At 60.2% G+C, this 25,719-nt stretch carries 19 protein-coding genes; 11 read left to right on the top strand and 8 right to left on the bottom strand.

What is annotated here, in order from left to right; translation table 11 throughout:
- Positions 1-6: 6 nt before the first annotated feature.
- From H4W29_RS22075 to H4W29_RS22045, 7 genes are all read left to right on the top strand, one after another.
- Positions 7-825, top strand: a complete 819-nt coding sequence (locus tag H4W29_RS22075; RefSeq protein WP_183831142.1) for an ABC transporter permease — start codon at positions 7-9, stop codon at positions 823-825.
- A complete protein-coding gene (locus H4W29_RS22070) occupies positions 822-1,646 on the top strand; it encodes an ABC transporter ATP-binding protein (RefSeq protein WP_192731012.1) in 825 nt (274 codons plus the stop codon). Before H4W29_RS22075 ends, H4W29_RS22070 begins: the two co-directional genes overlap by 4 nt.
- A complete protein-coding gene (locus H4W29_RS22065; RefSeq protein WP_192731011.1) occupies positions 1,643-2,464 on the top strand; it encodes an urea amidolyase associated protein UAAP1 in 822 nt (273 codons plus the stop codon). Before H4W29_RS22070 ends, H4W29_RS22065 begins: the two co-directional genes overlap by 4 nt.
- Before the next feature lie 10 nt (positions 2,465-2,474).
- On the top strand, positions 2,475-3,125 hold the full coding sequence (locus tag H4W29_RS22060) for an urea amidolyase associated protein UAAP2 (protein WP_192731010.1): 651 nt from the start codon (positions 2,475-2,477) through the stop codon (positions 3,123-3,125).
- Between the two features lie 2 nt (positions 3,126-3,127).
- Positions 3,128-6,667 (top strand): urea carboxylase, encoded by a 3,540-nt coding sequence (uca, locus tag H4W29_RS22055; RefSeq protein WP_192731009.1) that lies wholly within the window; start codon positions 3,128-3,130, stop codon positions 6,665-6,667.
- A gap of 3 nt (positions 6,668-6,670) precedes the next feature.
- Positions 6,671-8,476: an allophanate hydrolase gene (gene atzF, locus H4W29_RS22050; protein ID WP_192731008.1), complete on the top strand. Its 1,806-nt coding sequence runs from the start codon at positions 6,671-6,673 to the stop codon at positions 8,474-8,476.
- A 613-nt stretch (positions 8,477-9,089) separates the two neighbouring features.
- Entirely contained in the window at positions 9,090-9,440 is a 351-nt protein-coding gene (locus tag H4W29_RS22045) for an NIPSNAP family protein (protein WP_192731007.1), read from the top strand.
- A 248-nt stretch (positions 9,441-9,688) separates the two neighbouring features.
- Here the strand turns inward: H4W29_RS22045 and H4W29_RS22040 are convergent, their stop codons facing one another.
- Positions 9,689-10,864 (bottom strand): adenylate/guanylate cyclase domain-containing protein, encoded by a 1,176-nt coding sequence (locus H4W29_RS22040; RefSeq protein ID WP_192731006.1) that lies wholly within the window; start codon positions 10,862-10,864, stop codon positions 9,689-9,691.
- A gap of 231 nt (positions 10,865-11,095) precedes the next feature.
- Here H4W29_RS22040 and H4W29_RS22035 point away from each other — a divergent pair, with 231 nt between their 5' ends.
- On the top strand, positions 11,096-11,293 hold the full coding sequence (locus H4W29_RS22035; protein ID WP_112545346.1) for a hypothetical protein: 198 nt from the start codon (positions 11,096-11,098) through the stop codon (positions 11,291-11,293).
- Positions 11,294-11,360: 67 nt separating this feature from the next.
- Here H4W29_RS22035 and H4W29_RS22030 read toward each other — a convergent pair whose 3' ends face one another.
- The 7 genes from H4W29_RS22030 to H4W29_RS22000 all read right to left on the bottom strand — a co-directional run bounded on the left by H4W29_RS22030 (position 11,361) and on the right by H4W29_RS22000 (position 19,641).
- Positions 11,361-13,196 (bottom strand): ABC transporter ATP-binding protein, encoded by a 1,836-nt coding sequence (locus H4W29_RS22030; protein WP_192731005.1) that lies wholly within the window; start codon positions 13,194-13,196, stop codon positions 11,361-11,363.
- Between the two features lie 32 nt (positions 13,197-13,228).
- On the bottom strand, positions 13,229-14,425 hold the full coding sequence (locus H4W29_RS22025; RefSeq protein WP_192731004.1) for an aminotransferase class V-fold PLP-dependent enzyme: 1,197 nt from the start codon (positions 14,423-14,425) through the stop codon (positions 13,229-13,231).
- Between the two features lie 51 nt (positions 14,426-14,476).
- On the bottom strand, positions 14,477-14,992 hold the full coding sequence (locus tag H4W29_RS22020; RefSeq protein ID WP_192731003.1) for a RidA family protein: 516 nt from the start codon (positions 14,990-14,992) through the stop codon (positions 14,477-14,479).
- Between the two features lie 24 nt (positions 14,993-15,016).
- On the bottom strand, positions 15,017-16,225 hold the full coding sequence (locus H4W29_RS22015) for an amidohydrolase/deacetylase family metallohydrolase (RefSeq protein ID WP_192731002.1): 1,209 nt from the start codon (positions 16,223-16,225) through the stop codon (positions 15,017-15,019).
- Entirely contained in the window at positions 16,226-17,095 is an 870-nt protein-coding gene (locus tag H4W29_RS22010) for an ABC transporter permease (protein ID WP_192731001.1), read from the bottom strand.
- On the bottom strand, positions 17,095-18,036 hold the full coding sequence (locus H4W29_RS22005; protein WP_192731000.1) for an ABC transporter permease: 942 nt from the start codon (positions 18,034-18,036) through the stop codon (positions 17,095-17,097). The genes H4W29_RS22010 and H4W29_RS22005 overlap by 1 nt, the downstream gene beginning before the upstream one ends.
- 78 nt (positions 18,037-18,114) lie before the next feature.
- On the bottom strand, positions 18,115-19,641 hold the full coding sequence (locus H4W29_RS22000) for an ABC transporter substrate-binding protein (RefSeq protein ID WP_192730999.1): 1,527 nt from the start codon (positions 19,639-19,641) through the stop codon (positions 18,115-18,117).
- Positions 19,642-20,506: 865 nt separating this feature from the next.
- Here H4W29_RS22000 and H4W29_RS21995 point away from each other — a divergent pair.
- Genes H4W29_RS21995 through H4W29_RS21985 form a run of 3 tightly spaced genes read left to right on the top strand, consistent with a single transcriptional unit; the run spans position 20,507 to position 25,719 of the window.
- Positions 20,507-21,505 carry an NAD-dependent epimerase/dehydratase family protein gene (locus H4W29_RS21995; RefSeq protein ID WP_192730998.1) on the top strand — a complete coding sequence of 333 codons (999 nt, stop codon included), beginning with the start codon at positions 20,507-20,509 and terminating at the stop codon, positions 21,503-21,505.
- A 33-nt stretch (positions 21,506-21,538) separates the two neighbouring features.
- Complete coding sequence (locus H4W29_RS21990; RefSeq protein WP_192730997.1) at positions 21,539-22,717, top strand: glycosyltransferase family 2 protein; 1,179 nt, start codon at positions 21,539-21,541, stop codon at positions 22,715-22,717.
- Positions 22,711-25,719: a glycosyltransferase gene (locus H4W29_RS21985; RefSeq protein ID WP_192732755.1), complete on the top strand. Its 3,009-nt coding sequence runs from the start codon at positions 22,711-22,713 to the stop codon at positions 25,717-25,719. The genes H4W29_RS21990 and H4W29_RS21985 overlap by 7 nt, the downstream gene beginning before the upstream one ends.

Genomic DNA, 25,719 nt, shown 5'->3' with positions numbered 1-25,719 from the left:
TTTCCCATGCGTTGGATCAACACGAGGCCGAGCCGGGGCGCACAGTTCGCCTTGATGATGCTGCCCTTCGTGCTGCTCGCCCTTGCCTATGCCTTCGGCTCGGCTGCGCGACTGGCTGAGAACGCCAATGACAAGCTTCTGCCGAGCCTTGCGGGATTTGCCGATGCGATTAACCGTTTGGCCTTCGTCGCCGATCAGCGTACAGGCGAATTCCTACTCTGGTCGGATACGGGTGCGAGCCTGATCCGCCTGCTCTCAGGACTCGGCATCTCCACGGCAATCGCACTCATCGTCGGCATGCTGATCGGCATGCTGCCCTATCTCAGGGCGCTGCTCGCTCCTTTCGTCGCCGTGATCTCCATGGTGCCGCCGCTGGCGCTGCTGCCGATCCTTTTCATCGTCATGGGGCTTGGCGAAACCTCGAAGATCGCCCTCATCGTCATCGGCGTGGCGCCGACGATGATCCGTGATCTGGCACTGAAGGCGCTGGAACTGCCGCGTGAGCAGATCGTCAAGGCCGAAACGCTCGGCGGCTCCTCTTGGCAGATCGGCCTGCGGGTCGTGCTGCCGCAGATCCTGCCGCGTCTGATCACCTGCCTCAGACTGCAGCTCGGCCCGGCCTGGCTGTTCCTGATAGCCGCCGAGGCAATCTCCTCGGATTCCGGCCTCGGCTACCGCATCTTCCTTGTTCGCCGCTATCTCTCGATGGATATCATCTTCCCTTACGTCGTCTGGATTACCCTGCTTGCCGTGGTCATGAACGCCCTGCTCGACCGCCTGCGCATCGCCCTCTTTCCCTGGTCGGAACTGGAGAAGCAGGCATGAGCGAGTTGAAGATCGAAAAGGTCTGGAAGGAATATGGCGACCAGATCGTACTCGAGGACGTGTCGCTGACCGTCGCCTCCCGCGCCTTCGTCGCCCTCGTCGGCCCGTCCGGCTGCGGCAAGACCACCTTTCTGCGCATGCTGCTCGGCCAGGAGCAGCCGACGAAAGGCAAGATCCTGCTCGGCGGCGAGCCGTTGCCGCCGGAACCGGGACCGGATCGCGGCGTCGTCTTCCAGCGCTACTCCGTCTTTCCGCACTTGACAGTGCTCGGCAATGTTCTGCTCGGCAGGGAATTGTCCGCGGCGCGTTACAAGGCAAAGCTCTTCGGCGCGGCACGCCGCAACGCCATCGAGGAAGCGCGCCAACTGATTTCAGAGGTCGGGCTTGCAGGTTCGGAGAGCAAATATCCAGCACAGCTTTCCGGCGGCATGCAGCAGCGCCTGGCGCTCGCCCAAGCGCTCATCATGAAGCCGAAGGTGCTGCTGCTCGACGAACCTTTCGGCGCACTCGACCCCGGCATTCGCGCCGAAATCCACACGTTGATGAAGCGGCTCTGGCATGAAACGCAGATGACCGTCGTCATGGTCACGCATGACATGCGCGAGGCCTTCACGCTCGCAAGCCGCGTCGTCGCCTTCGAGCGTCGCCGTGACCGGCCCGAAGAAAAGGAGCGCTACGGCGCCACCATCACCAAGGATATTTCCATCTGGCCGCCGCGCCTTGCCGGCCAGTCATCGATTTTCAGCCCCGACCGGGACGGCCCGGTCGCTTCCCTGGGGCATGGCCGGGACGACCTGGCACCATCAGGAGAGATGCTATGATGCATTTGAGACGCTCCCCCGAAGAGATCGCCACCAATCGCGCGCGCTATGAAGAGCATCAAAAAAAGGGTCTGGAATTTGCGCCCAAGGCCCTGCCCGGCCCAAGCGTACTGCCGGCACCGGCGATCGACGCCGCTTCTGTCATCCATCAGGAAACCATCCCTGGAGGCTGGTACTGGTCAACCAAACTTCAGCGCGGCGAGGCGATCCGCGTCGATCAGGCCGAGGGCAGCTCCACGGTGGCGCTCGTCGCCTGGAATGCCGCCGATACGAGCGAGCGGATCAACCTTGTCGATACGGCCAAGGTCCAGTGGACGACGGCACTCGGCAAGGGACGTGTGATCTTTTCCGACATGGGCCGCGTCATGTTCTCGATGATCGAGGATAGTTCCGGCGCCCATGATTGCCTGATGGGAGGTTCGACGGCGGCCTCGAATGCTGCAAAATATCCCGGCGAAAAGACCCGCAACACCCGAGACAACCTTATCCTCGTTGCCGTCAAGCTCGGCCTCGACCGCCGCGATATTCCGGGCATCCTCAACCTCTTCGCGCCGGTGCGCCTTGCCGAGGCCGGCGGTTTCGGCTGGCAGGGGAAACGTTCCAATAGCGGCGATTACGCCGAACTGCGTGCCGAGATGGACATGCTGGTCGGCTTCTCCAATTGCCCGCATCCGCTCGATCCTGATCCCGCCTACCAGCCGAAGCCCATTGTCATCACCCGCTACAAGGCGGCGGCGCCGACCAAGGACGATCTTTGCCGCACGGCGACCGCCGAAGCCGTGCGCGGTTTCGAAAACAATGCCTTGATGCAGGCCTGAGGAGGAAACGATGTCCGATTTCATCCAGACCTCCCCTGCCCGCAGCCTGCAGAACGCCGCCCAGGACCATTTCATCGCGGCTGAAGCCCCGTGGTCCGGCATCGTGCGCAAGGGCCAGACGATCCGCATCGAGGACAGTTTTGGCCAGCAGGCGATCGACACGCTCTTCTATCGCGCCGATGATTTTTCCGAGCGCTATTCCAATCAGGATACGATGCGCATGCAGGGTGCCGCCTATATCGGCATCGGCACAAAAATCATGTCGAACGAAGGCAATGTCATGCTGACCATGACGGCCGACAGCTGCGGCCGTCATGACACTTCGGCCGGTGCCTGCTCCTGCGAGAGCAACACGGTACGCTTCGGCCATGGCACCAAATATCTGCATGCCTGCCGCGACAATTTTGTACTCGAAGTCAGCAAGCACGGCATGGGCAAGCGCGATATCGTGCCGAACATCAATTTCTTCATGAACGTGCCGATCAAGCCGAATGGCGAGATGACGATCGTCGACGGCATTTCCGCGCCGGGCGACTATGTCGAACTCGTCGCCGAGATGGACGTGCTCTGCGTCATCTCCAACTGCCCGCAGATCAACAATCCCTGCAACGGCTTCGATCCGACGCCGATCCGGGTGCTGATCTGGGGTGGCGAGGCCTGATCATGTTCAAGAAAGTCCTGATCGCCAACCGGGGCGAAATCGCGATCCGGGTCATCAAGACACTGCGACGAATGGGTATTGCGTCCGTCGCCGTCTATTCCGATGCCGACCGTTTCGCCAGGCCTGCGCTGATGGCCGATGAAGCTGTCCGCCTCGGGCCGGCTCCGGCCAGCGAAAGCTATCTCGATATCGATGCCGTGATCACCGCCTGCAAGGTGACGGGAGCCGAGGCCGTTCATCCCGGCTATGGCTTCCTGTCGGAAAATATCGGCTTCGCCGAGCGCCTTGCCGCCGAAGGCATCGCCTTCATTGGTCCCCGTCCCGAACACCTCTCGGCCTTCGGCTTGAAACATGCGGCGCGCGAGCTCGCCAAGACGAGCGGCGTGCCACTCCTGCCCGGCACCGGTTTGCTGTCGAGCACCGATGAGGCACTCGCTGCGGCCGAAACGATCGGCTATCCCGTCATGCTGAAAAGCACGGCTGGCGGCGGCGGCATCGGCATGCAGCTTTGCGCCGATGCCGAAAGCCTGAAGGCATCCTTCGAAAGCGTGCAGCGGACCGCGCGGGCAAGCTTTGGCGATGCGCGCGTCTACATCGAGCGTTTCGTGGCCGAGGCACGGCATGTCGAAGTGCAGATCTTCGGCAATGGCAAGGGCAAGGTCATTGCGCTCGGTGAGCGCGATTGCTCGCTGCAGCGGCGGAACCAGAAGGTCGTCGAGGAGACCCCTGCCCCCGGCCTTTCGGCCGCGACCCGCGCCCGCCTGCACAAGGCGGCCGTCGATCTCGGCGCTGCGGTCTCCTACGAGTCCGCCGGCACCGTCGAATTCATCTACGATCCCCTGCGCGAGGAATTCTATTTCCTCGAGGTCAATACCCGCTTGCAGGTAGAACATCCCGTCACCGAAGCCGTGTTCGACATCGATCTCGTCGAATGGATGATCCGGCAGGCGGCAGCCGAGGATGTGCTCTCGGGTGCCGAGGCTCTGCAGCCGAAGGGAGCAGCGATCGAAGTGCGCGTCTATGCCGAGATGCCGCACGCCGATTTCCGCCCGAGCGCCGGCCTGCTGACGGAAGTCTCCCTCCCCGAGAATGCGCGTATCGACGGCTGGATCGAAACCGGTACGGAAGTGACGCCCTTCTACGATCCGATGCTTGCCAAGGTGATCGTCGCAGCCGAAGACCGCCCTGCGGCGATCGAAAATCTGAAGACGGCGCTTGCCGAGACATCGATATCCGGCATCGAGACCAATCTCGATTATCTGCGCGCGATTGCCGGCTCCGAGCTGCTTGCCAGCGGCAAGGTGGCGACGACGGCGCTGCGCGACTTTTCCTTCGTGCCCGACGTCATCGAGGTGATTGCGCCGGGCGCGCAATCGAGCATTCAGGAACTGCCGGGCCGGCTTGGTCTCTGGCATGTCGGTGTGCCGCCGAGCGGCCCGATGGACGAGCGCTCCTTCCGCCATGCCAACCGTCTCGTCGGCAATGGCGACATGGTCGCAGCCCTGGAGTTGACGGTGTCCGGCCCCGTACTGAAGTTCCACACCGACACGGTGGTGGCACTTGCCGGCGCCAGGATGGCGATGAACGTCGACAGCGAGACACTGCCGCATGACGAGGCCGTCACCATCCGCGCCGGCCAGACCCTCGTAATCGGCAGCATCGATGGACCTGGGCAGCGCGCTTACCTCGCCGTAGCAGGCGGTTTGGCCGCCCCTGTCGTGCTCGGCTCGCGCGCCACGTTCGGCCTCGGACAATTCGGCGGCAATGCCACCGGCACGCTGAAGACAGGCCATGTGTTGCATCTTGCCCGCCACACGGCCGCCGAACCGCCGAACCCGGCAATCGAGCCGGCAGAACTGACACGCGAATGGGAGGTCGGTGTTCTCTACGGTCCGCATGGCGCGCCTGATTTCTTTCAGGAAGGCGATATCGAGACGCTGTTTTCGACGAATTACGAGGTGCATTTCAACAGTGCCCGCACGGGTGTGCGCCTGATCGGTCCCGCACCGAAATGGGCGCGCAGCGATGGTGGCGAGGCCGGCCTTCATCCGTCTAACCTGCATGACAATGCCTATGCGATCGGTGCGATCGATTTTACCGGCGACATGCCGATCATCCTCGGGCCCGACGGGCCGAGCCTCGGCGGCTTCGTCTGCCCGGCGGTGATCACTCGCGACGAACAGTGGAAGATGGGCCAGTTCAAGCCGGGCGACCGTATCCGCTTTCATCCGGTCGCGCGACCGGAGGATCCGATTGCCGGCCCGGTCGTGCATCGGGCGAAGGAGGAGACGGGCTCGCCTGTCATCGGCAAGCGCGACGACGGGCCTGTCTCTGTCGTCTATCGCCGTCAGGGCGATGATAATCTGCTGGTCGAATACGGGCCGATGACGCTCGATATTGCCTTGCGGCTGAGGGTGCATCTTTTGATGCAAGCCGTCTCAGAGGCCCGCCTGCCCGGCATCATCGACCTCACACCTGGCATCCGCTCGCTGCAGATCCACTATGACGGCACCTCGCTAACCCGAAAGCGCCTGCTCGGACTGCTGGCCGAGATCGAAGCGAGCTTGCCGGCGGCCCAGGACGTCAAGGTACCGAGCCGCATCGTGCATCTGCCGCTCTCCTGGAATGATCCGAATGCGGAACTTGCCATGCGCAAATATCAGGAACTCGTGCGGCCGAATGCGCCCTGGTGCCCGTCCAATATCGAGTTCATCCGCCGCATCAATGGGCTGGCAGACGAACAGGCGGTGCGCGATGTCGTTTTCGATGCAAGCTATCTCGTACTTGGCCTCGGTGACGTCTACCTCGGCGCGCCGGTCGCCACTCCGGTCGATCCCCGCCATCGGCTGGTGACGACGAAATACAATCCCGCCCGCACCTGGACACCGGAAAACGCCGTCGGCATCGGCGGCGCCTATATGTGCATCTACGGCATGGAAGGCCCCGGCGGGTACCAGCTGTTCGGCCGCACCATCCAGGTCTGGAATACCTGGCGGCAGACGCCGGTCTTTGCCAAGGACAAGCCGTGGCTGCTCGATTTCTTCGATCAGATCCGCTTCTTCCCGGTCAGCCATCAGGAATTGGCGGAAGCCCGCAGCGCCTTCCCGCATGGCGGTTATCCCGTCCGCATTGAGGAGACGGAGTTTTCCTACGCTGCCTATGAGCGGGAATTGCAGGCGAATGCCGCTTCGATCGGAACGTTCAAGGCGAGCCAGCAGGCCGCATTCGACGCCGAGCGCCTACGCTGGAAGGAGGCGGGCCTCGACAGCTTCGTTGCCGACGAAGGCACCGGCGAAAGCCCTGATGGAGATATCCCCGAGGGATGCTTCGGGGTTGCCAGCGCCGTGCCCGGCAATATCTGGAAACTGCTGGTCGAGCCGGGCGCACCGGTTGCCGCCGGCGACACGCTTGCCATCATCGAATCCATGAAAATGGAAATCAACGTCACCGCACATGCGCCAGGCCGTGTCCGCGACCTGCGCGCCGGCCCCGGACGAAACGTCAAAGCGGGCGATATAATTGTTGTTCTAGAGGAGTGCTGATCCATGCTGCCGACCATTCTTGATCTGACAAGCCTTCGCGCAGCCTATGAGGCCGGCCAAAGCCCGCTCGAGATCATCGAGACGGTCATTGCTCGTCGGGCCTCCTCGAAGGATCCGGCAATCTTCATCACGCCGACGCCTGATGAGGCGTTGCGGGCCGAAGCCCGAGCCCTGATGGAGCGTGCGCCGCAGCCGAACAGCCTGCCGCTCTGGGGCATTCCCTTTGCCGTCAAGGACAATATCGACGTGGCGGGGCTGCCGACTACGGCTGCCTGCCCCGCCTTCACCTATCATCCCGAGAAGGATGCAACCGTCGTCGCAAGGCTGCGGGCAGCCGGCGCGATCGTGATCGGAAAGACCAATCTCGACCAGTTTGCGACCGGTCTCAACGGCACGCGCTCACCCTATGGGGCGCCGCGCTCGGTCTTTCACGCCGACTATATTTCGGGCGGCTCCAGTTCCGGTTCGGCGGTGACGGTGGCCTCCGGGCTTGCCGCTTTCTCACTTGGTACGGACACTGCCGGTTCCGGCCGTGTGCCGGCGGCCTTCAATAATCTCGTCGGCATCAAGCCGACGCCGGGCCTGCTGCCGAATACGGGCGCGGTGCCCGCCTGCAAGAGCGTCGATTGCATCACGATTTTCGCACCGACCGTTGGTGACGGGGTCGCGATCCGCAAGATCGCTGAGGGCTTTGATGCTGCCGATGCCTTTTCGCGGCGTACCAAGCCCGCCACCCTGCCGGGCACGGGCCTGCGCGTCGGCGTTCTCGCAGGTGCGGAACGCGAGTTCTTCGGCGATACCGATGTTGAGGCGCTTTACGATAAGGCGATCGAGCGTCTGAAGGCACTCGGCGCCACCATCGTTCCGTTCGACTATGAGCCCTTCCGCGAGGCAGCTGCGCTTCTGTATGACGGCCCCTGGGTTGCCGAGCGTCTGGCTGCTGTCGAGGACTTTCTGGCGAGCAATGCCGCCGACTTCGATCCCACGGTTCGCAAGATCATCGAAGGCGCGAAAGGCAAGACAGCGGTTGAGGCTTTCAACGGCCGATACAAGCTCGAAGAACTCAGGCGCAAGACGGAAGCCGAATGGGCAAAAGCGGATATCCTGTTGCTGCCGACGGCACCGACGACCTACAAGGTCGCCGACATGCAGGCCGATCCGATCGTTCTCAACGGCCGGCTGGGTCGCTACACGAATTTCGTCAACCTGCTCGATTGCGCGGCCATCGCCGTCCCTGCTGGCTTCGGCAGCAATGGTCTGCCCGGTGGCGTGACGCTGATTGCGCCGGCTTTCACCGATGATGCGCTGGCCCCGCTTGCCGATGCACTGCATCGCGCCGCTGCTGCCGGCATGGGGATCGATCGCGCTGCGGCCGTCCCCGAGCCGAGCCGTGTCGCCTCGCCGACAGACAATACCATCGCCATAGCCGTGGTCGGTGCGCATTTGACGGGCATGCCGCTCAATCACGAGCTGACAACATTGGGCGGCACCCTGATAAAGGCTTGCCGCACCGCAGGCGATTATCGCCTCTTCGTGCTGCCGAATACCGTGCCCCAAAAGCCCGGCCTCATTCGCGAACCGGGCTATGACGGGCGTGGACTGGAGATTGAGGTCTGGGCGCTGCCGCCTGATGGATTCGGCCGTTTTGTCGCCAAGATCCCCGCTCCGCTGGGTATCGGCAAGGTCACGCTGGAGGACGGATCGAGCGTATCGTGCTTCCTCTGCGAATCCCACGCGGTGAAGAACGCGGAAGAGATCACTGCACTAGGCGGCTGGCGCGGCTATATGCGCCGCACATCTGCCGCCTGACCCGGTGGGCGCGGCAATGAGATTCATGCTTCGATTGCTGATGAATGGACTGGTTGCGCGCACGAACGCAATACAGGGACGACCGATACAAATTGCCAGCCGCAAGCATGATGAGGCGCCCGCCGGCGGCCGGCATCGTTAGCCTCGGCCCCAAGACACGTAGCTGGCAGGAGAGTAGATGGCGCCCACTCTCCAAGCCCTGCTGTCCGATGGTGGGGCGGCGCACATGATCGGCCTGACGATGGCGTTCGTGGAAACGCCTTCTGAAGGTCAATAAAGGTTGAAACACAGGCTCTTCACGGCTGAATTGCGGGCCAAACCAATCTCTGCAACAAGCCCGGATCGCATCCACGACCGGGCGCATATTCGTCGTCCTCAGGTCCCCGCCACTGTGTGTCGGCAGGATCAAAGCATCCGATCAACGCCCATTCCCGATCCGTCAAATCACTTGAAAAACGACCCGCGTCTTGGTTATGCTCAGATTGAGCAATAGCGTCCTAGGTCATTGGAACCCTCGTTTGGATTCAATACCAAACGGGCGCTCAACTGCTTTTAAATCAGGCTATCAGGGACAGGCTCAGCCTGTCCTGAATTTACTCAAGGACGATTTTCCATGATCCATGAAATGCGCATCTATACTTGCCTCCCCGGCAAGCTGCCAGCGCTCCAGGAGCGTTTCGAAACGGCGACGCTGGCGATCTGGGACCGGCTCGGCATCCGCCCCCTCGGTTTCTGGACGACGATGATCGGGCCTTCCAGCTACGACCTCATCTATTTCCTCGAATGGCAATCGCTGGAGGAGCGCGAGCGGAAATGGTCGGAATTCCTGGCTGACCCGGCCTGGAAGGAAGCCAGGGCAAAGAGCGAGGCGCCGGGCCAGATCGTTGCCAATATCGCCAGTTCGATCCTGCAGCCGACTGGTTTCTTTCGTCCCCTTAGCTCCATTGGGGCCGCCGGCGGTTGAATTCCTGATCGATCCTGACCCATCGGCACGATCTGATCGGATCTTTTGAGGCGCTCAGCCGCTTTCTGACGTTCAACACCGAACAGATGTGCGCGACGATCTCGCGATAAGGATCAGAGTTCGGGTATCGCCAGGATATTCGCGACCCGCCGGCAGACCATCGTGCGGATCCGCGACGAGCGTTCACCATCCGCTCGGCTCCTAGCGTGTCTGCAGGAACAAATCTTGCTCCAACCCAACTGGGCTAATCAATCCGGCCAGGCGTAAACCGCGGCTGGACGAGCGACGCCCTTGAGCGGAAACGTGCCAGCTTTCTCGAAACGACCTGGCGCCTGTAGGACGAAATCGGCGGATGCCAGCAGGCTGTAACCGATTTCGTCGGCCAGCTTCTCCATGCGTGCCGCCTCGTTGACCGCTCTGCCAATGGCAGTGAAGTCAAGGCGGCGGGCTGCGCCGACATTCCCGTAGAATACTTCGCCGACGTGAAGGACGATATCGACGAGAAGCTCCGGCTCTCCCGCGTCTGCTCGCCTGCGATTGACATCAGCATTGGCGCCCATGGCCGCTCGCGCCGCCGACAGCGCGCGCCCGCAGGCCTCGGCCGGGTTGTCGATATCGGCAGGGAATATGGCAAGCAGACTGTCGCCCATGAACTTCAGGATCTCACCCCCCTCCTGCTCGACCGGAGCGCCGATCGCCTGGAAGTGCTCATTGAGCCAGGCAACGATGCGTTCGGGTTGATGCTTTTCATTGAGCGAAGTGAAGTTCTTGAGATCGGCAAGAAGGATTGCGGCATAGATCGCGGTCCCGTCGCCGCGCCTGATATGACCGTTGAGAATACGCCCGCTGGTCCGCGTGCCCGTATAGACAGCCAGGACATCGCTCGCAACCCGTGTGGTCGCGATGCGGCAGCAAGCGAGTGACAACGCCGGCACCAATCTATCCAGATCTGCAATCAACCTGTCCGAAAAGCCATCGGCGTCATCAACGGCGATCGAGAAACTGACGCCCGCCAATGCCGTATCGCCAGGGAATGAAACGAGCTTCATCAGATAATCGGTAGCTCCGAGTTCTGCCAGCTCTGTCAGCAACGGAATCGACGGAGCATCCGGTCCCGGCGGCAATCGCCAGCGGGCATATTGCAGATTGTTTTCCAGGAGGTAGGAGATGGGAGAACGCCGGAACAATTCCTGGCCCGCTTCATCGTGCCCTTGAACTTCTGTCGAGAAGCCGGAAGAACGATGCCAAGCGACCGAAAATCCCCGCTGCAGGGGATCGATCGATGGCATTGCTATAGACGCACGAAGGATCGGATATCCGAGATCCGTCAGTCGTTCTACGACGCCCTGCAAAATGGTCTCGATGGAGTCCGCCGATAGTCCTTCGGCAATAATCCAGTCGATCAGGTCTTGCAAACGCGGCATGGTCACTGTCCCTCTGGCCTCCAGATTTGATGGAGGTGTCGTTCTACCGCAATTTCGTCCGCGGTCCATCGCGGCAGCAGATAAGCTCCGTTGCAAAAATCTTCAACGCTCGCATTGGTCGATGGAACAAAATCGGCGCTGCTGCGTATCTTCCCTCTGGGACGCACAAAAACCTGTTATCGCTCTAACAAGAAGCACAACCCCACTTCGAGGAAGGAAAGGAATGTGTCTATGACTGCACGGATTGCTGAAGTTGTGCCGCATGACGATCACGTGGTTACGGCCAAAGAAGCCCTGGAGGGGCTATACTTAAGGCTTGAAATGGAGGCGGAGGTTCGGCTCGTTGCCGCGGCATTGCGCGCCGGTTGGACGGCAGACGAAGCGCTTGACGCCATCGACCAGCTTCGAGCCGACGATACGAAACACTGAGTGTTCCTGGCGCCGACAATTTGCAGATCGTGGCAGCGAAAGCCAGCAGCCACGGCTGACAGCGTCATCAGACGGCGACCAGATGTCCCGGCGATACCTCGCGATAGTTAAGCGGTTTGATACTGTAATCGATGGGGCGGATCGGGCTCCTGATCTCATCATTGGCGACAACCCGCTTCTCGCGGCGGCGATCAGGGTCGGGAACCGGGACTGCCGCCATCAGCTTCCTGGTGTAGGCATGCTGCGGGTTGCCGAAGACGGCGGCGCGCGGGCCGATCTCGACGATTTCACCGAGATACATGACGGCGACGCGATGGCTGACGCGCTCGACGACGGCCATGTCATGAGAAATAAACAGGAACGCAAGGTTGAGGTTCTGCTGCAAGTCCAGCATCAGATTGATGACCTGCGCCTTGATCGACACGTCGAGAGCCGACACGCTTTCATCCGCCACGATGACCTTGGGCTCCAATGCAAGCGCACGCGCAATACAGATGCGCTGACGCTGACCGCCGGAAAATTCATGCGGGAAGCGTAAGGCCATGTCGGGCGTCAGGCCGACTTTGACGAGGAGGTCTGCGACGCGCTCCTTTGCCTGCTTTGCCGTTCCCATTCTGTGCTCGAGATAAGGCTCGGCAATGGCGTCGCCGACGCGAATGCGCGGATTGAGGCTGGCGAAGGGATCCTGGAAGATCATCTGCACGGTTTTGCGCATCTCGCGCATGCCCGCCTTATCAAGCGCCAAGACGTCCTTGCCGTCGGCGATGACGGAACCGCTCTGAGCATCGATCAAACGCATGATCGCACGCCCGGTCGTGGATTTGCCGCAGCCGGACTCGCCGACGAGCGATAGTGTCTCGCCGGCATGAAGGTCGAAGGAGACGTTTTCGACCGCATGGACGCGACCGGTCAACTTGCCGAACATGCCGGAATGAATGTCGAAGCGTTTGGTGAGGTTCTTCACCTCGAGTACCGGGCGGGCGGCTGCGGCGACCGTATTGGCCGTCTCTACCGGAATGTCTGATTCTCCCGTTGCCGTATTGACGACAGGAAAGCGCAGCGGCCGCTCGTAACCCTGCATGGAACCGAGTACCGGCACCGCCGACAGAAGAGCTCTGGTATAGGGATGTTTGCCGCGGTGGAAGATATCGGCGGTCGCTCCCGTCTCCACCTGTTCGCCGCGATACATGACGACGGTTCGGTCGGCAATCTCGGCCACGACACCCATGTCATGCGTGATAAAGAGAACCGAGGTCCCCTCTTCCTCCTGCAGCATCTTGATCAGATCGAGAATTTGGCCCTGGATCGTCACGTCGAGCGCCGTCGTCGGCTCGTCCGCGATCAAAAGCTTCGGCCGTGAGGCAAGCGCCATGGCGATCATGACGCGCTGGCGCATGCCGCCGGAGAAGCGATGGGGATATTCATCGAAGCGCGAGGCTGCCGAAGGAATACGCACCTTTTCGAGTAGCCGAACAGTCTCAGCACGCGCTTCGGCCTTCGACATCGACCGGTGGCAGAGCAAGGCCTCGGAAATCTGGTCGCCGATCGTGAAGAGCGGATTGAGGCTGGTCATCGGCTCCTGGAAGATCATCGCAACGTCATTGCCACGGACCTTGCGCATCTGGGCCTCAGGCAGGGCGAGAAGATCACGCCCGCCAAGCATGATCCTGCCTTCAATGCGGCTCGAATCCGCCTGCAGAAGGCGCATGATCGACAGCGAGGTGACGCTCTTGCCTGAGCCACTCTCGCCGACAATGGCGACCGTTTCGCCCGGAGCGACATCGAAGGAGACGTTGCGAACGACGGGCTTCCAGGCGCCATCGACCAGAAACGATGTCGTCAGATTCTGGACGGAGAGAACGGGCTCTGCCGTTGCGATGGATTGTGCCTGGATGCCTGTCATGATCGCTTCCTTGGTTTATCTCGATATTCCGATCAATCGGGCCACTTCAGAACGCCCTCGAAGCGGCGCTTGCTGCGGTTTTCGATCGGCGTTGCGATGATCTCGTTGGAGGCACGTGCCTTGTCGAGTTCCTCGGCCAGACGGCTGGCAACGATCTTCTCCTGACCCGGATGCAGATTGCACGGATCAAGATAGAAATAGCGGTGCTCGACTTCATGGTCGCGCACGATGATCGGCGGAGAACCGCGGCCGAGCGCATCTGCGAGGTCCCAGGCGGTGATATGGGCCTCATCGGTCTCGATGATCACGCGCATGCGATCGAGCGGGTTGTTGGTCGGATCCGGCTCGATCAATGCAGTTACACCGGGGCGGCCATCGAGTGTCTGTTTCCAGAGGTTGAGATAACCAGTTTCACGCTCACGGATGCCGGCATGGTCACGCTTTTCCCAGGCTTCAAGTGCCGCCATGACGCCGAAGATGCTTTCCTTGCCGACCTTCATGCCACGGCCGATGCCCATATTCTGCAGGAAGGCGTTGCGCACCAGCTCCTTTTTGCCGGCAACGATGCCCGAGGTCGGACCGCCCAGGAACTTGTGACCGGAATAGAGCGCCACATCGGCCCCCTGTTCCAGGAAAATGCGCAGGTCATATTCCGAGGCTGCGTCGACGATGACGGGAACGCCCTTTGCGTGGGCGATCTCGACGAATTCCTTGAGGTTCAGCAGACCATAATCGACGACATGGTGCGAAACGACATAGACGGCAGCCGCGGTCTTTTCGGTAATCGCATGCTCCATGTGGAAGCGATGCGTGGAGGTAGCCTGACCGACCAGCACGACCTTGCCGCCGGCAAGGCGGATCGCCTGATCGACCGGCGCGCCGTAGCTGACGACGTGGCCCATCTGGACGAGGACTTCATTCTTCTCCGGAACGACATCCGGCAGCTTCTCGATGGCGAGAAGATTATTGCCGGTGATCGCGCCCGCGACAGCGAGCGAAATGCCGGCCGAGCAGGAGGCGGTGACGAAACCCGCCTCGCCGCCCGTCAACCGCGCAATGACGGCGCTCGCCTTGCGCTGCAGATCGTTAATTTCGACGAACTGCGGCAGGATCGACGACATGGCGGCAATCGCCTCTGGAACGACGATCGAAGCGCCAAGGCTGGTCATCGTGCCGGAAACGTTGATGACCGGTCGAAGGCCGATCGATGTGCGGATGTCCTCAGACATGGATGTCTCCAATTTCAATCTGTTGGGCCGGAGCAATCATGCCCTGCCTCGTTAATCCCTGAGCGAGACGATAGCCTCGATTTCGACGGTGATGTTACCTGGCAGCGATCCGAAGCCGACGGCCGAGCGCGCATGCTGCCCGATCTCCTCGCCGAAGACATCGATCAAAAGATCCGAGCAGCCGTTGATGACCGAGGGATGGTCGACGAAGTGCGGCACCGCATTGACCATGCCGAGCAGCTTGACGACACGCTTGACGCGGCCGAGATCGCCGAGCGCCTCATGCATGACGGAAAGCAGATTGATGCCAGTGAGCCTTGCGTGCGTGTAGGCGGCTTCGATGCCGACCTCGGCGCCGACCTTGCCGGCATGCATGAAGCCGTCGGCCTCACGCGGCCCCTGCCCTGACAGGTAAAGCATGTTGCCCTCCTGCACGTGGGTGACGAAATTGGCGATCGGCGGCGGCGAAGCCGGAAGTTTTATGCCGAGCGCGGCAAGCCGCTCATAAGGCGACGTGCCGATGGTGCCGGCGGTGGCGGAAGACTGGTTCACGCGAACTCCTGTCATGCGATTTTCTTTTATGCTTCGGTCTTACCGGTAGGAATAACCGTGGCTATGGCGCACCAGCTTGCGGGCGCGCGGCAGGTAACGGCTGGACGTGTAGGCCTCGTTGCCGATGACTGCATGCCGCGGCTCGAAGAGCTTCTTCAGGACCGACACGTCGCCATTGGAATCGGTTGCTTCGACATCGGAATCGACGAGATCGAAGACGGTAAATTCGGCCCGGGCGCCGACCGTCAGGCGGTTGTCCATCGACAGCTTGATGACCGATGCCGGTGCATGGGTCACGGCATTGATCACCTTGTCAAAGGGCATACCGACCGAGAGCAGCTTCGACATGGTCGTTGCCAGATCCCACACCGGGAAGTTCATCGAATGACCGTGCAAGTCGGTCGAGATCGAATACGGCAGGAGACCGCGGGCAATTGCTGCCTCCGCCACCTTGAAGGAGAAGGAAGCGCCGCCATGGCCGATGTCGAGGCGGATGCCTTCAGATGCGCAACGTTCGGCAAGATTGAAGAGATCCTCGTCCTCCATGATGCTGGAGCCGGCCTTGCCGTTGAAGCAATGGGTGACGACATCGCCAGGCCCCAGAATTTCCAGCACTTCGTCATAGAGCGCCGGCGGCTCGCCGACATGCACCATCATCGGCACCTTGAGGATCTTGGCGATCTTCTTGCCGAGCTTGACGGGCGTGACACCCCAGGAGCCGGTGATCACGTGGCTGGCGCGCACCTTGATGCCGACGATGTGCTCGCTGTTTTCGGCATAACATTCAAGGATGCGATCGAGGTCGATATCCCTGATGTCGCGCAATTCCGCGACACGGTTGCAGGCGACCAACCCGATGGAGCCGAGATTGAGGAAAGCCTTGATGCGCTCCTTCGACGGCTCGATGATATATTCGCGGAAACCGTGGAAATTGGCCTCACCGGCAGAACCGGCATCGACCAGCGTCGTCACGCCACGCTCGACGCCGCACTCGGACGGGCGGATCGAGATGTCGGTGCCGCCATGCCAGATATGGACATGCAGGTCGACCCAGCCAGGCGAGACGAAGGCGCCGTTGCCGTCAACGCGCGACACATCATCGGCCACGGCCAGAGACGGGCCGAACCTGGCGATCTTGCCATCCGCATCGACCAGAATGTCGATTGCTCCATCAGGCGTACCAGCACCAAAGCCAACGGGCTTTACGTTGGTGAGAAGGAGCGGCTTGCCCGCTGTTCCACCGGTCATCTAAAGGTCCTTTCGAAGTTTGGGATCGAGCATGTCGCGCAGACCGTCACCGACCATCTGGAGCGAAAGCACGGAGAGAATGATGGCGACACCGGGAAACAGCGTCATCCAGTCGGCCTGACCGATATATTGCCGGCCGGCGGCAATCATCGTGCCCCAGGTCGGGATTTCCGGGCTGACACCGAGGCCAAGGAAAGACAGGCCGGCTTCGGCGAGCATGGCGCTCGCAAAGAGGAAAGTCGACTGCACCATGATCGGCGAGAGCAGGTTCCTCAGCACATGGCGCGTCATGATATGGAAGGTCGAGATCCCAAGCGCTTGCGCCGCCTCGACATAGGGTAGTTCGCGGATGACCAGCGTCGAGGCTCGGACAATGCGGGCAAGACGCGGTGCATAGACGATCGACAGCGCAATGATGACCGTCGTCAGCGACGGGCCGAGAGCCGCAACAAGCGCAATCGCCAGCAGGATATCCGGGAAGGCCATCATCGCATCGATCAGGCGGGCGATCGGCGTGTCGAGATTCTTGAAAAAGCCGGCAAGCAGGCCGAGCGTGACGCCGATCGCCGCGGAAAGTGCGACGACCGCGACGCCGACGAGCAGCGACAGGCGCCCGGCAAAGATGGTGCGCGACAGGACATCTCGGCCGAATTCGTCGGTTCCGAAAAAGTATGTGCCGCTCGGCGGTTTCAACCGGTTGACGATCGAAAGCTTGGACGGCGAATAGGGCGTAACCCATGGCGCCAGGATCGCCAGCAATACGAAAACCGTCAGGATGAGCAGGCCGAGGGCAACCGTCTTGCGCTTCAGTAGGCGGCGGATGAATTTGCGGCCTTCGCCTTCGGCCGGTTTGATCGCAATATCCGTCATCAGTAGCGCACCCTCGGATCTACGAGCAGATAGAGCATGTCGATCGCAAAATTAATCAGGACATAGAGGGCTGCAATCACCAGAAGCGCACCCTGAATGACTGGATAGTCACGGCGCAGGACGGCTGACACGACGAGATTGCCGACACCCGGGAGACCGAAGACGGTCTCTGTCACGACGGCGCCAGAGATCAGTACAGCGGCAGTGAGACCGAGAACTGTGAGGATCGGGATCAACGCATTCTTCAGGGCATGCTTGAGGACGACCCTGCGCTCGATCAGGCCTTTGGCACGGGCGGTGCGGATGTAATCGTCGCCGAGCACATCGAGCATCGAAGCGCGCGTGAAGCGCAGGATGAGCGCCGAGGAGACGATGCCGAGCGCGAAGGCGGGCAGCGTCAGGTGGTACATGCGATCGAGGAATGTCGAGCCAGGCCCGCCATATCCGGAGACCGGAAACAGACCGAAACGCACGGCAAAAATCTGCATGAGGATGAGACCGAGCCAGAAGCTCGGAATGCTGGCGGCAAACATCGCCAGCGTCGTTGCCGCCTGATCGACGAAGGAGCCGCGGCGATAGGCGGCATAGATGCCGATCGGAAGCGCGATGAGGCCGGCGATAACAAGCGAGAAGATCGTCAGGAAGAAGGTCGGCTCAGCGCGATCGAGCAGCGCTGACGTCACCGGCATATTGAGGAAGATCGACTGCCCGAGATCACCCTTCAGCAGCTGGCCGATATAGTAGAGATATTGCACACCGATCGACCGATCGAGGCCAAGGCTGGCCCTGAGATCTGCGATATCCTGCGGCGTCGCATCGGGGCCGAGCATGACGGCTGCCGGATCGCCGGGGGTGACGCGCACGATGACGAAGACGATCGTGACGACGAGGAACATCACGACAACCATGCCAAGCAGGCGCTGAAAAATGTAACGTATCATGAAGTCTGTCCCGGTGCCGGGCGGGCACAATGGAAGAAGGATACCGGCGCCGGTGCACCGGTATCCCGCGATGGAGCGTTACTTCTTGACCGATGCGTTCCAGAAATACGGCCACGGAGCCGGATCGACACCTTCAAGCTTGGTCGATTTCGCCGAAACGGCATTGAAATCACCGATCTTCATGTACGGCAACTCGTCATACATGGCCTTCTGAACGTCGGCCCAAAGTGCCACGCGCTTCTGCGGATCGACCTCGGAGGTGAAAGCATCGACGACGGTCTTGCGGGTCGGCGTGTCCCACCAGCCCGGCGAGCTCGGAGACAAGGAACCAATCAGGGCCGGCTCCGGCAGGAAGGGGCTGTGGGTGATGTAGATATCCCAGAGCTTCGGATCGGTACGGCGCTGCGTCAGCGTTGCCCAGTCGACGACCTGCAGGTCGACGGCAAAGCCGGCCGTCTTCAGATATTCGGCCGCGACCTGCGCCATCTTATAGTGGAACTCGTACTGGCGGCTGGTCAGAATACGGATCGGCTCGCCATTATAGCCGGCCTTCTTTGCTGCCGCAGCGGCACCTTCCGGATCGGCGACGTTATAATTGCCTTCGACGCCCGCATTGGTATTCCACACGTATGGCTTGGGATAGATGTCGCCGTCGAGCGTGTAGAAATCCGTGCTGCCGAAAGCGGCGGCGAGCATGTCTTCCATGCTGAGCGCCTGGCGGATCGCCTTGCGGACCTCGACATTCTTGGCAAGGCCTTCCTTCGTGTTGAAGACGAAGACCGGATAGCCGAAGGGCTTCAGGATGACCGGCTGCGACGCGCTTGACGCCTTCAGCTTGTCGAAGGATTCCACCGGGATCGAGTCGACATAATCATACTGGCCGGAAACGGCCGCCTCGACGCGGGTGTTCGCATCCGGAACCGGCACGAAGCGGATTTCGTCGAGATATTGATGGCGGGCGCCGCCATAACCATCGCTCTCGCCATCACGCGACTTGTAGCCGTCGAAACGGACGAGTTGGATATACTGATCCGCCTTGCGCTCCTTCAGCATATAGGGGCCGGTGCCGATGAATTCCTTCATCGGTTCATCCTGCTTTTCGGCGGGGATGATAATGGCGGCGGAGTTGTTGAAGGCGAGCAAGGAGGTCAGCGGCGCATAGGGCTGCTTCAGCGCAATCTTGATGGTCGCCGGATCGACAGCGGTGATGGAATCGATGAAGCCTGCGACCTGTTTGCCGCGCGACGCGATCTTCATCCAGCGGCCCAGCGAGGCGACGACATCTTCAGACGTCATGTCGGTGTTGTCGTGGAACTTGATGCCCGTGCGCAGCTTGATCGTATAGGTCTTACCGTCGGCACTGATTTCCGGCAAACTTTCAGCCAGAAGCGGCGTGACATTCCACTTCTTGTCGAAAGTGTAAAGTGTTTCGAAAATATGCTGCGTGACGATGCCGACGAGGTCGGCGGTCGAGGACATCGGGTCAAGCGTCGGCGGCTCGCCGATCGTCGCGACGTTGATCACGCCACCCTTTTCCTGAGCCAGCAAAGTTGTCGGCAAAGCGACCAGCGCAGTGCCGAGAAGGAATGCGACGAGTGTCTTCATTTCATGCTCCCGGTTTGACGTTCCACAATTATGTTATATCGATTTTTATAATAGAATATCGACGGAGGTGGTCCTGTCAATCGAGAAAGTGGTTCCATCGGTGAAATGAATAGATGCAGCGCGACCGCCATCGTTTTTGATTTTCCGACGGTTGCGCGAGTGCCTCGGCGAATTGTCATTTATGATTGAAAAAGGAGGACCTTCTCTTCGATTTGAAAATCAGATTGCACTGCCCGTGACAATATGGTCGCCGGTTAATGACGCAGGATGAGAGCGCCCGTCCGGCAGTTGTTATCTGCCCGACAGGGCTACTTGCCCCGGTTCCGGCAACGTGGAACTTGAATAAGGCCGCATCGGCTCTTCAAGTCGAGCACAAAATCTTAAAGTTTCAATCTAGAATTAAGTGCAATTTGGAAAGCATATTCCGGGTTTCTTTAATTGCGCTGATCTACTTCGCATGAAGTAGAGCGCATCAGACTAAAGTCCGTGTTCCGCAGCGCACAAAAAAGCTAAAACGCGACCGTGTTGCTTTTAATCGAGGACATTGTAGGTGCGTTGAAAGCGGTTCTCCAAGACGGTCCATTGGATGGAGTTCACTCCGCTAGCGCTCCGATTGCATGTAGAAGCGCCGCAACAAATCGAAGGAGACCTCTCCTCATCCGGGCAGATGGATCGTTGCGTCCGGCGCGATGAGGGCTGGCCCCTGCTTTCCAGCCGAGGCGATCTTAGTACAGATTTACTACTATTATCGACATTACTCACAGCTCTTACCGTTAAATCCCCCAAAAAGGCCGGAGTTATTGACGATTTAGATCGCAACATTCGAATATAAGCAAAATGAAACATGCGATCCGCAGGAGAGGTCATGAAGAAAGTGCTTGTAGCAGGTGGTGCCGGTTTTCTCGGATCACATTTGTGCGATAGGCTTTTAAATCGCACCGACATCGAAAAGCTGGTTGTTGTTGACAATCTTTGGACTGGCCGTGAAGCGAATATTTCCCATATCCAGGATCCCCGCTTCCATTTCGTGCGGTCCGACGTGGAAGAGCTTCAGACTTCGGACAGGTTTGACGAAGTATACCACCTTGCTTCTCCGGCCTCGCCGCCATGGTACATGAAGGAACCCAAGAGAACCATTTCGGCAAATCTCATCGGAGCCTTCCGTCTTCTGGACCTTCTGAAAAAAGGAGGCCGCTTCTGTTTCACCTCTTCCTCAGAAGTATACGGCGATCCGCTCGTCTCGCCGCAGCCCGAGTCTTATAAGGGTCAGGTCGATTGCACCGGGCCCCGCTCATCCTACGACGAAAGCAAACGCTGCACCGAGTCTCTGCTGTTCGAAATGCAGCGCACGCAGGGTCTGGACCTCAAGATCGTTCGTCCCTTCAACGTATATGGTCCTCGGACGCGGCCAGACGACGGCCGCGCCGTGTCTAATTTCGTTGCCCAGGCCCTGACCGGGCGCCCGATTACGGTGTTTGGGGATGGCTTGCAGTCTCGCAGTTGGGGTTATGTCGATGACATCATCGACGGCTTTGCACGTTACTTCTGGATAAACGAGACGGATTACAGGGGGCCACTCAACGTCGGGAACGATCGGGAGATATCTGTCCTCGAAGTAGCTCAATATGTCTCGCGCCTTATGGGCGGCATTCCAATCGTCTTCGAGCCTTCGCCACCGCATGATCCAACAAACAGACGGCCGGACCTGACGAATGCAAACTATGTGATGCCCGAATGGTCGTGCGCGATCAGCTATGAGGAAGGCGTCGAAAAAACCTTGGACTGGTTCAGGCAGGAGATGAAAATTCCTGCCGCTGAGCTCGCTCAGGCGGACTCGCGCCGGCTGGCCACGGCAGGACGCTAAACAGTTCCCCGGCATCTGCCGCAGAGTGTAGTAATGAGTGACGCCATCCCGCGTGACATGAAAGACAATGTCTTTCCTGTGCCCATCCGGTACCTGGATCTTTCCTCGGATGACGTCCGCGCGGATGCGCCGGCGGTCGCCGCCGGGCTGGTCGTCTTCCTCTCCGGAGGCCTTCCCGTCGCTCAGGCCTATACCGAAGCGCCAGAAAATCTGGCCGCGTTGGCTGCGAGCACCGTGCTGCCGGAGACCACTGAACACGCCCGCAATATGATGCAGGCGCCGATCAGGAACCGTGACGTCAGCCTCCTGATCTGCACCAAGGATCGGCCGGACGAACTGGCCAGATGTCTCGCATCGATTCCCAGGCAATCTCTGCCACCGGTGGAGGTTATCGTCGTCGACAACGCCTCTGCCGGAGATGCTACGCGCCGCGTCGTGGAGGCGGCCGGCGCGACCTACGTACGCGAGGACAGGGTTGGCCTGGACTACGCCCGCAATGCTGCCGTGCGCGCGGCAAGAACCGAGTTCGTGGCTTTCACGGATGACGACGTGGTCCTGCATGAACGCTGGCTGGAGAACCTGATGAAGGCCTTTGACCGGCCCGAGATCGGATGCGTTACCGGCCTTGTCCTTCCCGGAGAGCTTTCCACACCCGCGCAACTGATCTTCGAAACCCATTGGGGATTTGGCAGAGGCTATAAGCGCCTGGATTTCGGTCCGGACTTCTATCGCCAGAGCGCACCATATGGCGCGCCTGCCTGGCTGATCGGCGCCGGTGCAAGCCAGGCATTTCGCCGCCAGGTATTCGACGATATCGGATTATTCGACGTGCGGCTGGATATGGGCGCGGCAGGGTGTTCGGGCGATTCCGAATTCTGGAATCGACTTCTCCATCACGGCAGCACTTGTCGCTACGAACCGACGGCAGTTTCCTGGCATTTCCATCGCAAGGAGATGAAGGGGCTCGCCAAGCAGATCCGCCAATATATGAGCGGCCATGTGGCTGCCCTGCTGGTCCAGTACCAGAACACCGGAAACCGGGGCAATCTGCGGCGCATCCTCGTGGCCCTGCCCCGGTATTATCTTCGAAAGCTGAGCAAACGGCTGCGCAGGGGAGCTACCTCGGACAACTTCTTTCTGAAGGAGGAGATACTGGGATGCCTAAACGGCGCCTGGTATGTCCTTCGCCGCTGGAAGATGCCGGCATGGTAACCGCATCGAAGCCGGACATATCGTTCCTTATCCCAGCTTATAACGCGGCAGAAACGCTGGCCGACTGCTTGGGCAGCTTGCAAAAACAGTCGGCGTCAAACTGGCAGGCGGTGGTCGTCGACGATGGTTCGAAAGACGATACCTGGAATGTGCTCCAGGGCTTTGCGAAAGCGGACAGCCGGATCCTGATCCATCGTCAGGCGAATGCCGGCGCAGCCGCAGCGCGTAACGCAGCCGCCGAATTTGCGACCGGTCCTCTGTTTTGCATGCTTGATGCGGATGACTGGCTGGATCCCGCTTTCATCGACAGCATGCTGCCGGTTGCCGCTGGTGGCCCACAACCAACCGTTGCCTATTGCAGCTATCGCCGCGTCACGCCGGACGGCCGAATGCTGAGTGTCGAAATACCCCCTGATCTCGCAGGCAACAGGGCAAAGCGGGAATTCTCGTCCTTCTGTGCCCTGGCCATTCATACGGTGGTCTTTCCCAGAGATCTTTTCATCCGGATGGGTGGTTTGGATGTCGAACTGCGGACTTGCGAGGAATGGGATCTCTGGCTCCGCATGGCCTTTGCAGGAGTTTCGTTCCAACAGGTTGAAGGGTGCCTTGCCTTCTATCGCATGAAGGCTGGCTCTCTCTCGGGTGATCCGCTGAAAATGCTGAGGGATGCAGTCCGTGTGACCAGCAGCGCGCAAGCGCTGAGTCTGAAAGAGGGGCTGCCGCCGAATGACGAGGACGCCCGATGGACGGCGCCTGCTCTCGGTCAACTGCGAATGCTCGCCTGGGCCGCCTCAGTCAACCTCTGTGGGGAAGACGAACTTGCAGCGCTTGCAGAGCTTCTGCCCGATTTTCCCAACGCTTCGGGTTATGAAAGCTTCCTGACTGAAGTGATATTGCATGGATTGCAGATCGGCCGAAAAGTAGCCCGCTCCGACGAGCTCATCGATTTGCTGGAGCTCTGGAAGCCGGCATTTCTCGATCTCATCCAATTGCTTGAGCGGCACTCCCTGCCCGGAACCGGGCGCCGGGTGGAAGAACTCGTTGTCTGGTCAATCTCGGCGTCGGACATGTCCCGCTCTTTCGCGCTCGGCCATCTGCAGGTGGTCGCCATCGACATCGACAAGCTGACCTGGATCACCAAGGTCGATGGGGCCGATACTTTGCTGCTGCACGTCTTTGCTGGAGGGCGCTATGTCGGATCGCATGTCGGCCCCTTGTGGGGAGATCTCTCCATTCATGCTCAGGTCCGACTCATTATCAATGAATTGCAGGCCGAAGATCGCTTGCCGGCGCCTTTGACCTTTTCTTATGCGCGCTCCTGGGCAACTGGAGCCATTCGCAATGCGAGGGCTTTCAGCGAAATCATGAGGCAACGCGGCGGGCGACGGAAGCGGCTCAAACACCTCTTCAAAACGATACAGCTAACTGCACTTGTCGAAGCGGCAGTGAACTGGCGGGAGGCTGACGCAGGCTTGCCTGAGGCAGCGACCCATCCGAGGCAGCCGTCCGCCGCCCCTGTCGTCGCGAGTGCTGACGAGCCTGCTGAAACGGCAGGCAAACAGGCGGCTTTATCCGAAGCAACGACGAAAAAGGAATACTGGGAACGTTTTTTCGAGCGTCCGGACCCGTGGAACTATGTCTCAGTCTATGAACAGGTCAAATACGAACAAACGCTGGGCCTCATTCCTGAGGGTGTCGGAAAGGCTCTGGAGCTCGCCTGTGCTGAGGGATTATTCACGATAAAACTTGCGCAAAAGGTGGGTTTTGTGACGGCTGCCGACATCTCCGGCCGCGCCGTTGAAAGGGCGACAGAGAGGTGCAGGGGCATCGCAAATGTGGAGCTTCGCGTCCTGGATTTCGTCGAAGACGAACTTCCGCCCGAACAGGATTTGATCGTCTGCTCGGAGGTCCTCTACTTCATGGACGACGAGGCAAGCCTGGAACAAGTATGCCGGAAAGTCGCGGCCACTTTGAAGCCGGGCGGTTACCTTGTCACGGCCCACGCTCATCTCCGGCGCGACGAGCCCGACAGAACCGGTTTCGACTGGGACAATCCGTTTGGCATGGGGACGATCAAGAACGTCCTGTCAAACCTGCCTGATCTTGTGCTTGAGGAAACGATCGAGACTGAGCTTTACGCCATTCATCGGTTCGCAAAACGCAATACGGCAAGACCAGTCGTGCATATCGCGCCCCATGGTGTGCCTCTCGATGCGAACGTCGCCAAATGCATTATCTGGGGACCGGCCGGAGTCGACCGCGAGGTCGCATGGACGAATGAGGCCGTGACCTCGATTCCGGTGCTCATGTATCACAGAATCGCGCTCGACGGGCCGGACTCGCTCCGTCGCTTTCGGATCGCACCGGAAACCTTCCGCAAGCAGATGCAGTTCCTCCGGCGGCAGGGCTATTATGCGCTGACGGCGGAAAGCCTGACCAATCTGTTGCGTGAGGGCAAGCCCATCCAGGGGCGACCCGTCGTTCTGACCTTTGACGATGCCTATCTCGATTTTCTCACCGATGCCTTTCCGATCCTGGCTGAAAACGGGTTCAGTGCGGACGTCTTCGTGGTGACGGATAAGGTGGGCGGCAGGTCGGATTGGGATGCCGGTTACGGGGACACGGCGCCGCTGATGGCCTGGGGCGATATACAGAGCCTGCACCGACAAGGCATCCGTTTCGGATCTCATCTGGCATCTCACAGGCCGGCAAGTTCGCTGGACAATGCCACGTTGCTCGGCGAAGCGGCTCTTTCCCGGGATGCGCTGGAAAGCCGGCTGGGCGAGGCCGTGAGGTCCATCGCCCTTCCCTTCGGTTCCACCGATTTTCGTGTTCCCGGCATTCTTGCTCAAGCGGGTTACGAGATCGGCTTTTCAACAAAGCCTGCAAGGACGAGCTTTGCGGACCATCCCTTATCCCTGCCACGCCTTGAAGTTCGCGGCGACCTTCCCCCCAAGGCCTTTGCAGAGCTGATGGGCCAACCCGACGCCTTCATCGGATAG

The sequence above is a fragment of the Rhizobium viscosum genome, from assembly GCF_014873945.1.
GTDB classification, from domain to species: domain Bacteria; phylum Pseudomonadota; class Alphaproteobacteria; order Rhizobiales; family Rhizobiaceae; genus Rhizobium; species Rhizobium viscosum.
The sequence above is the reverse complement of the archived record's forward strand: the minus strand, read 5'-3'. Positions and strand labels throughout refer to the sequence as shown.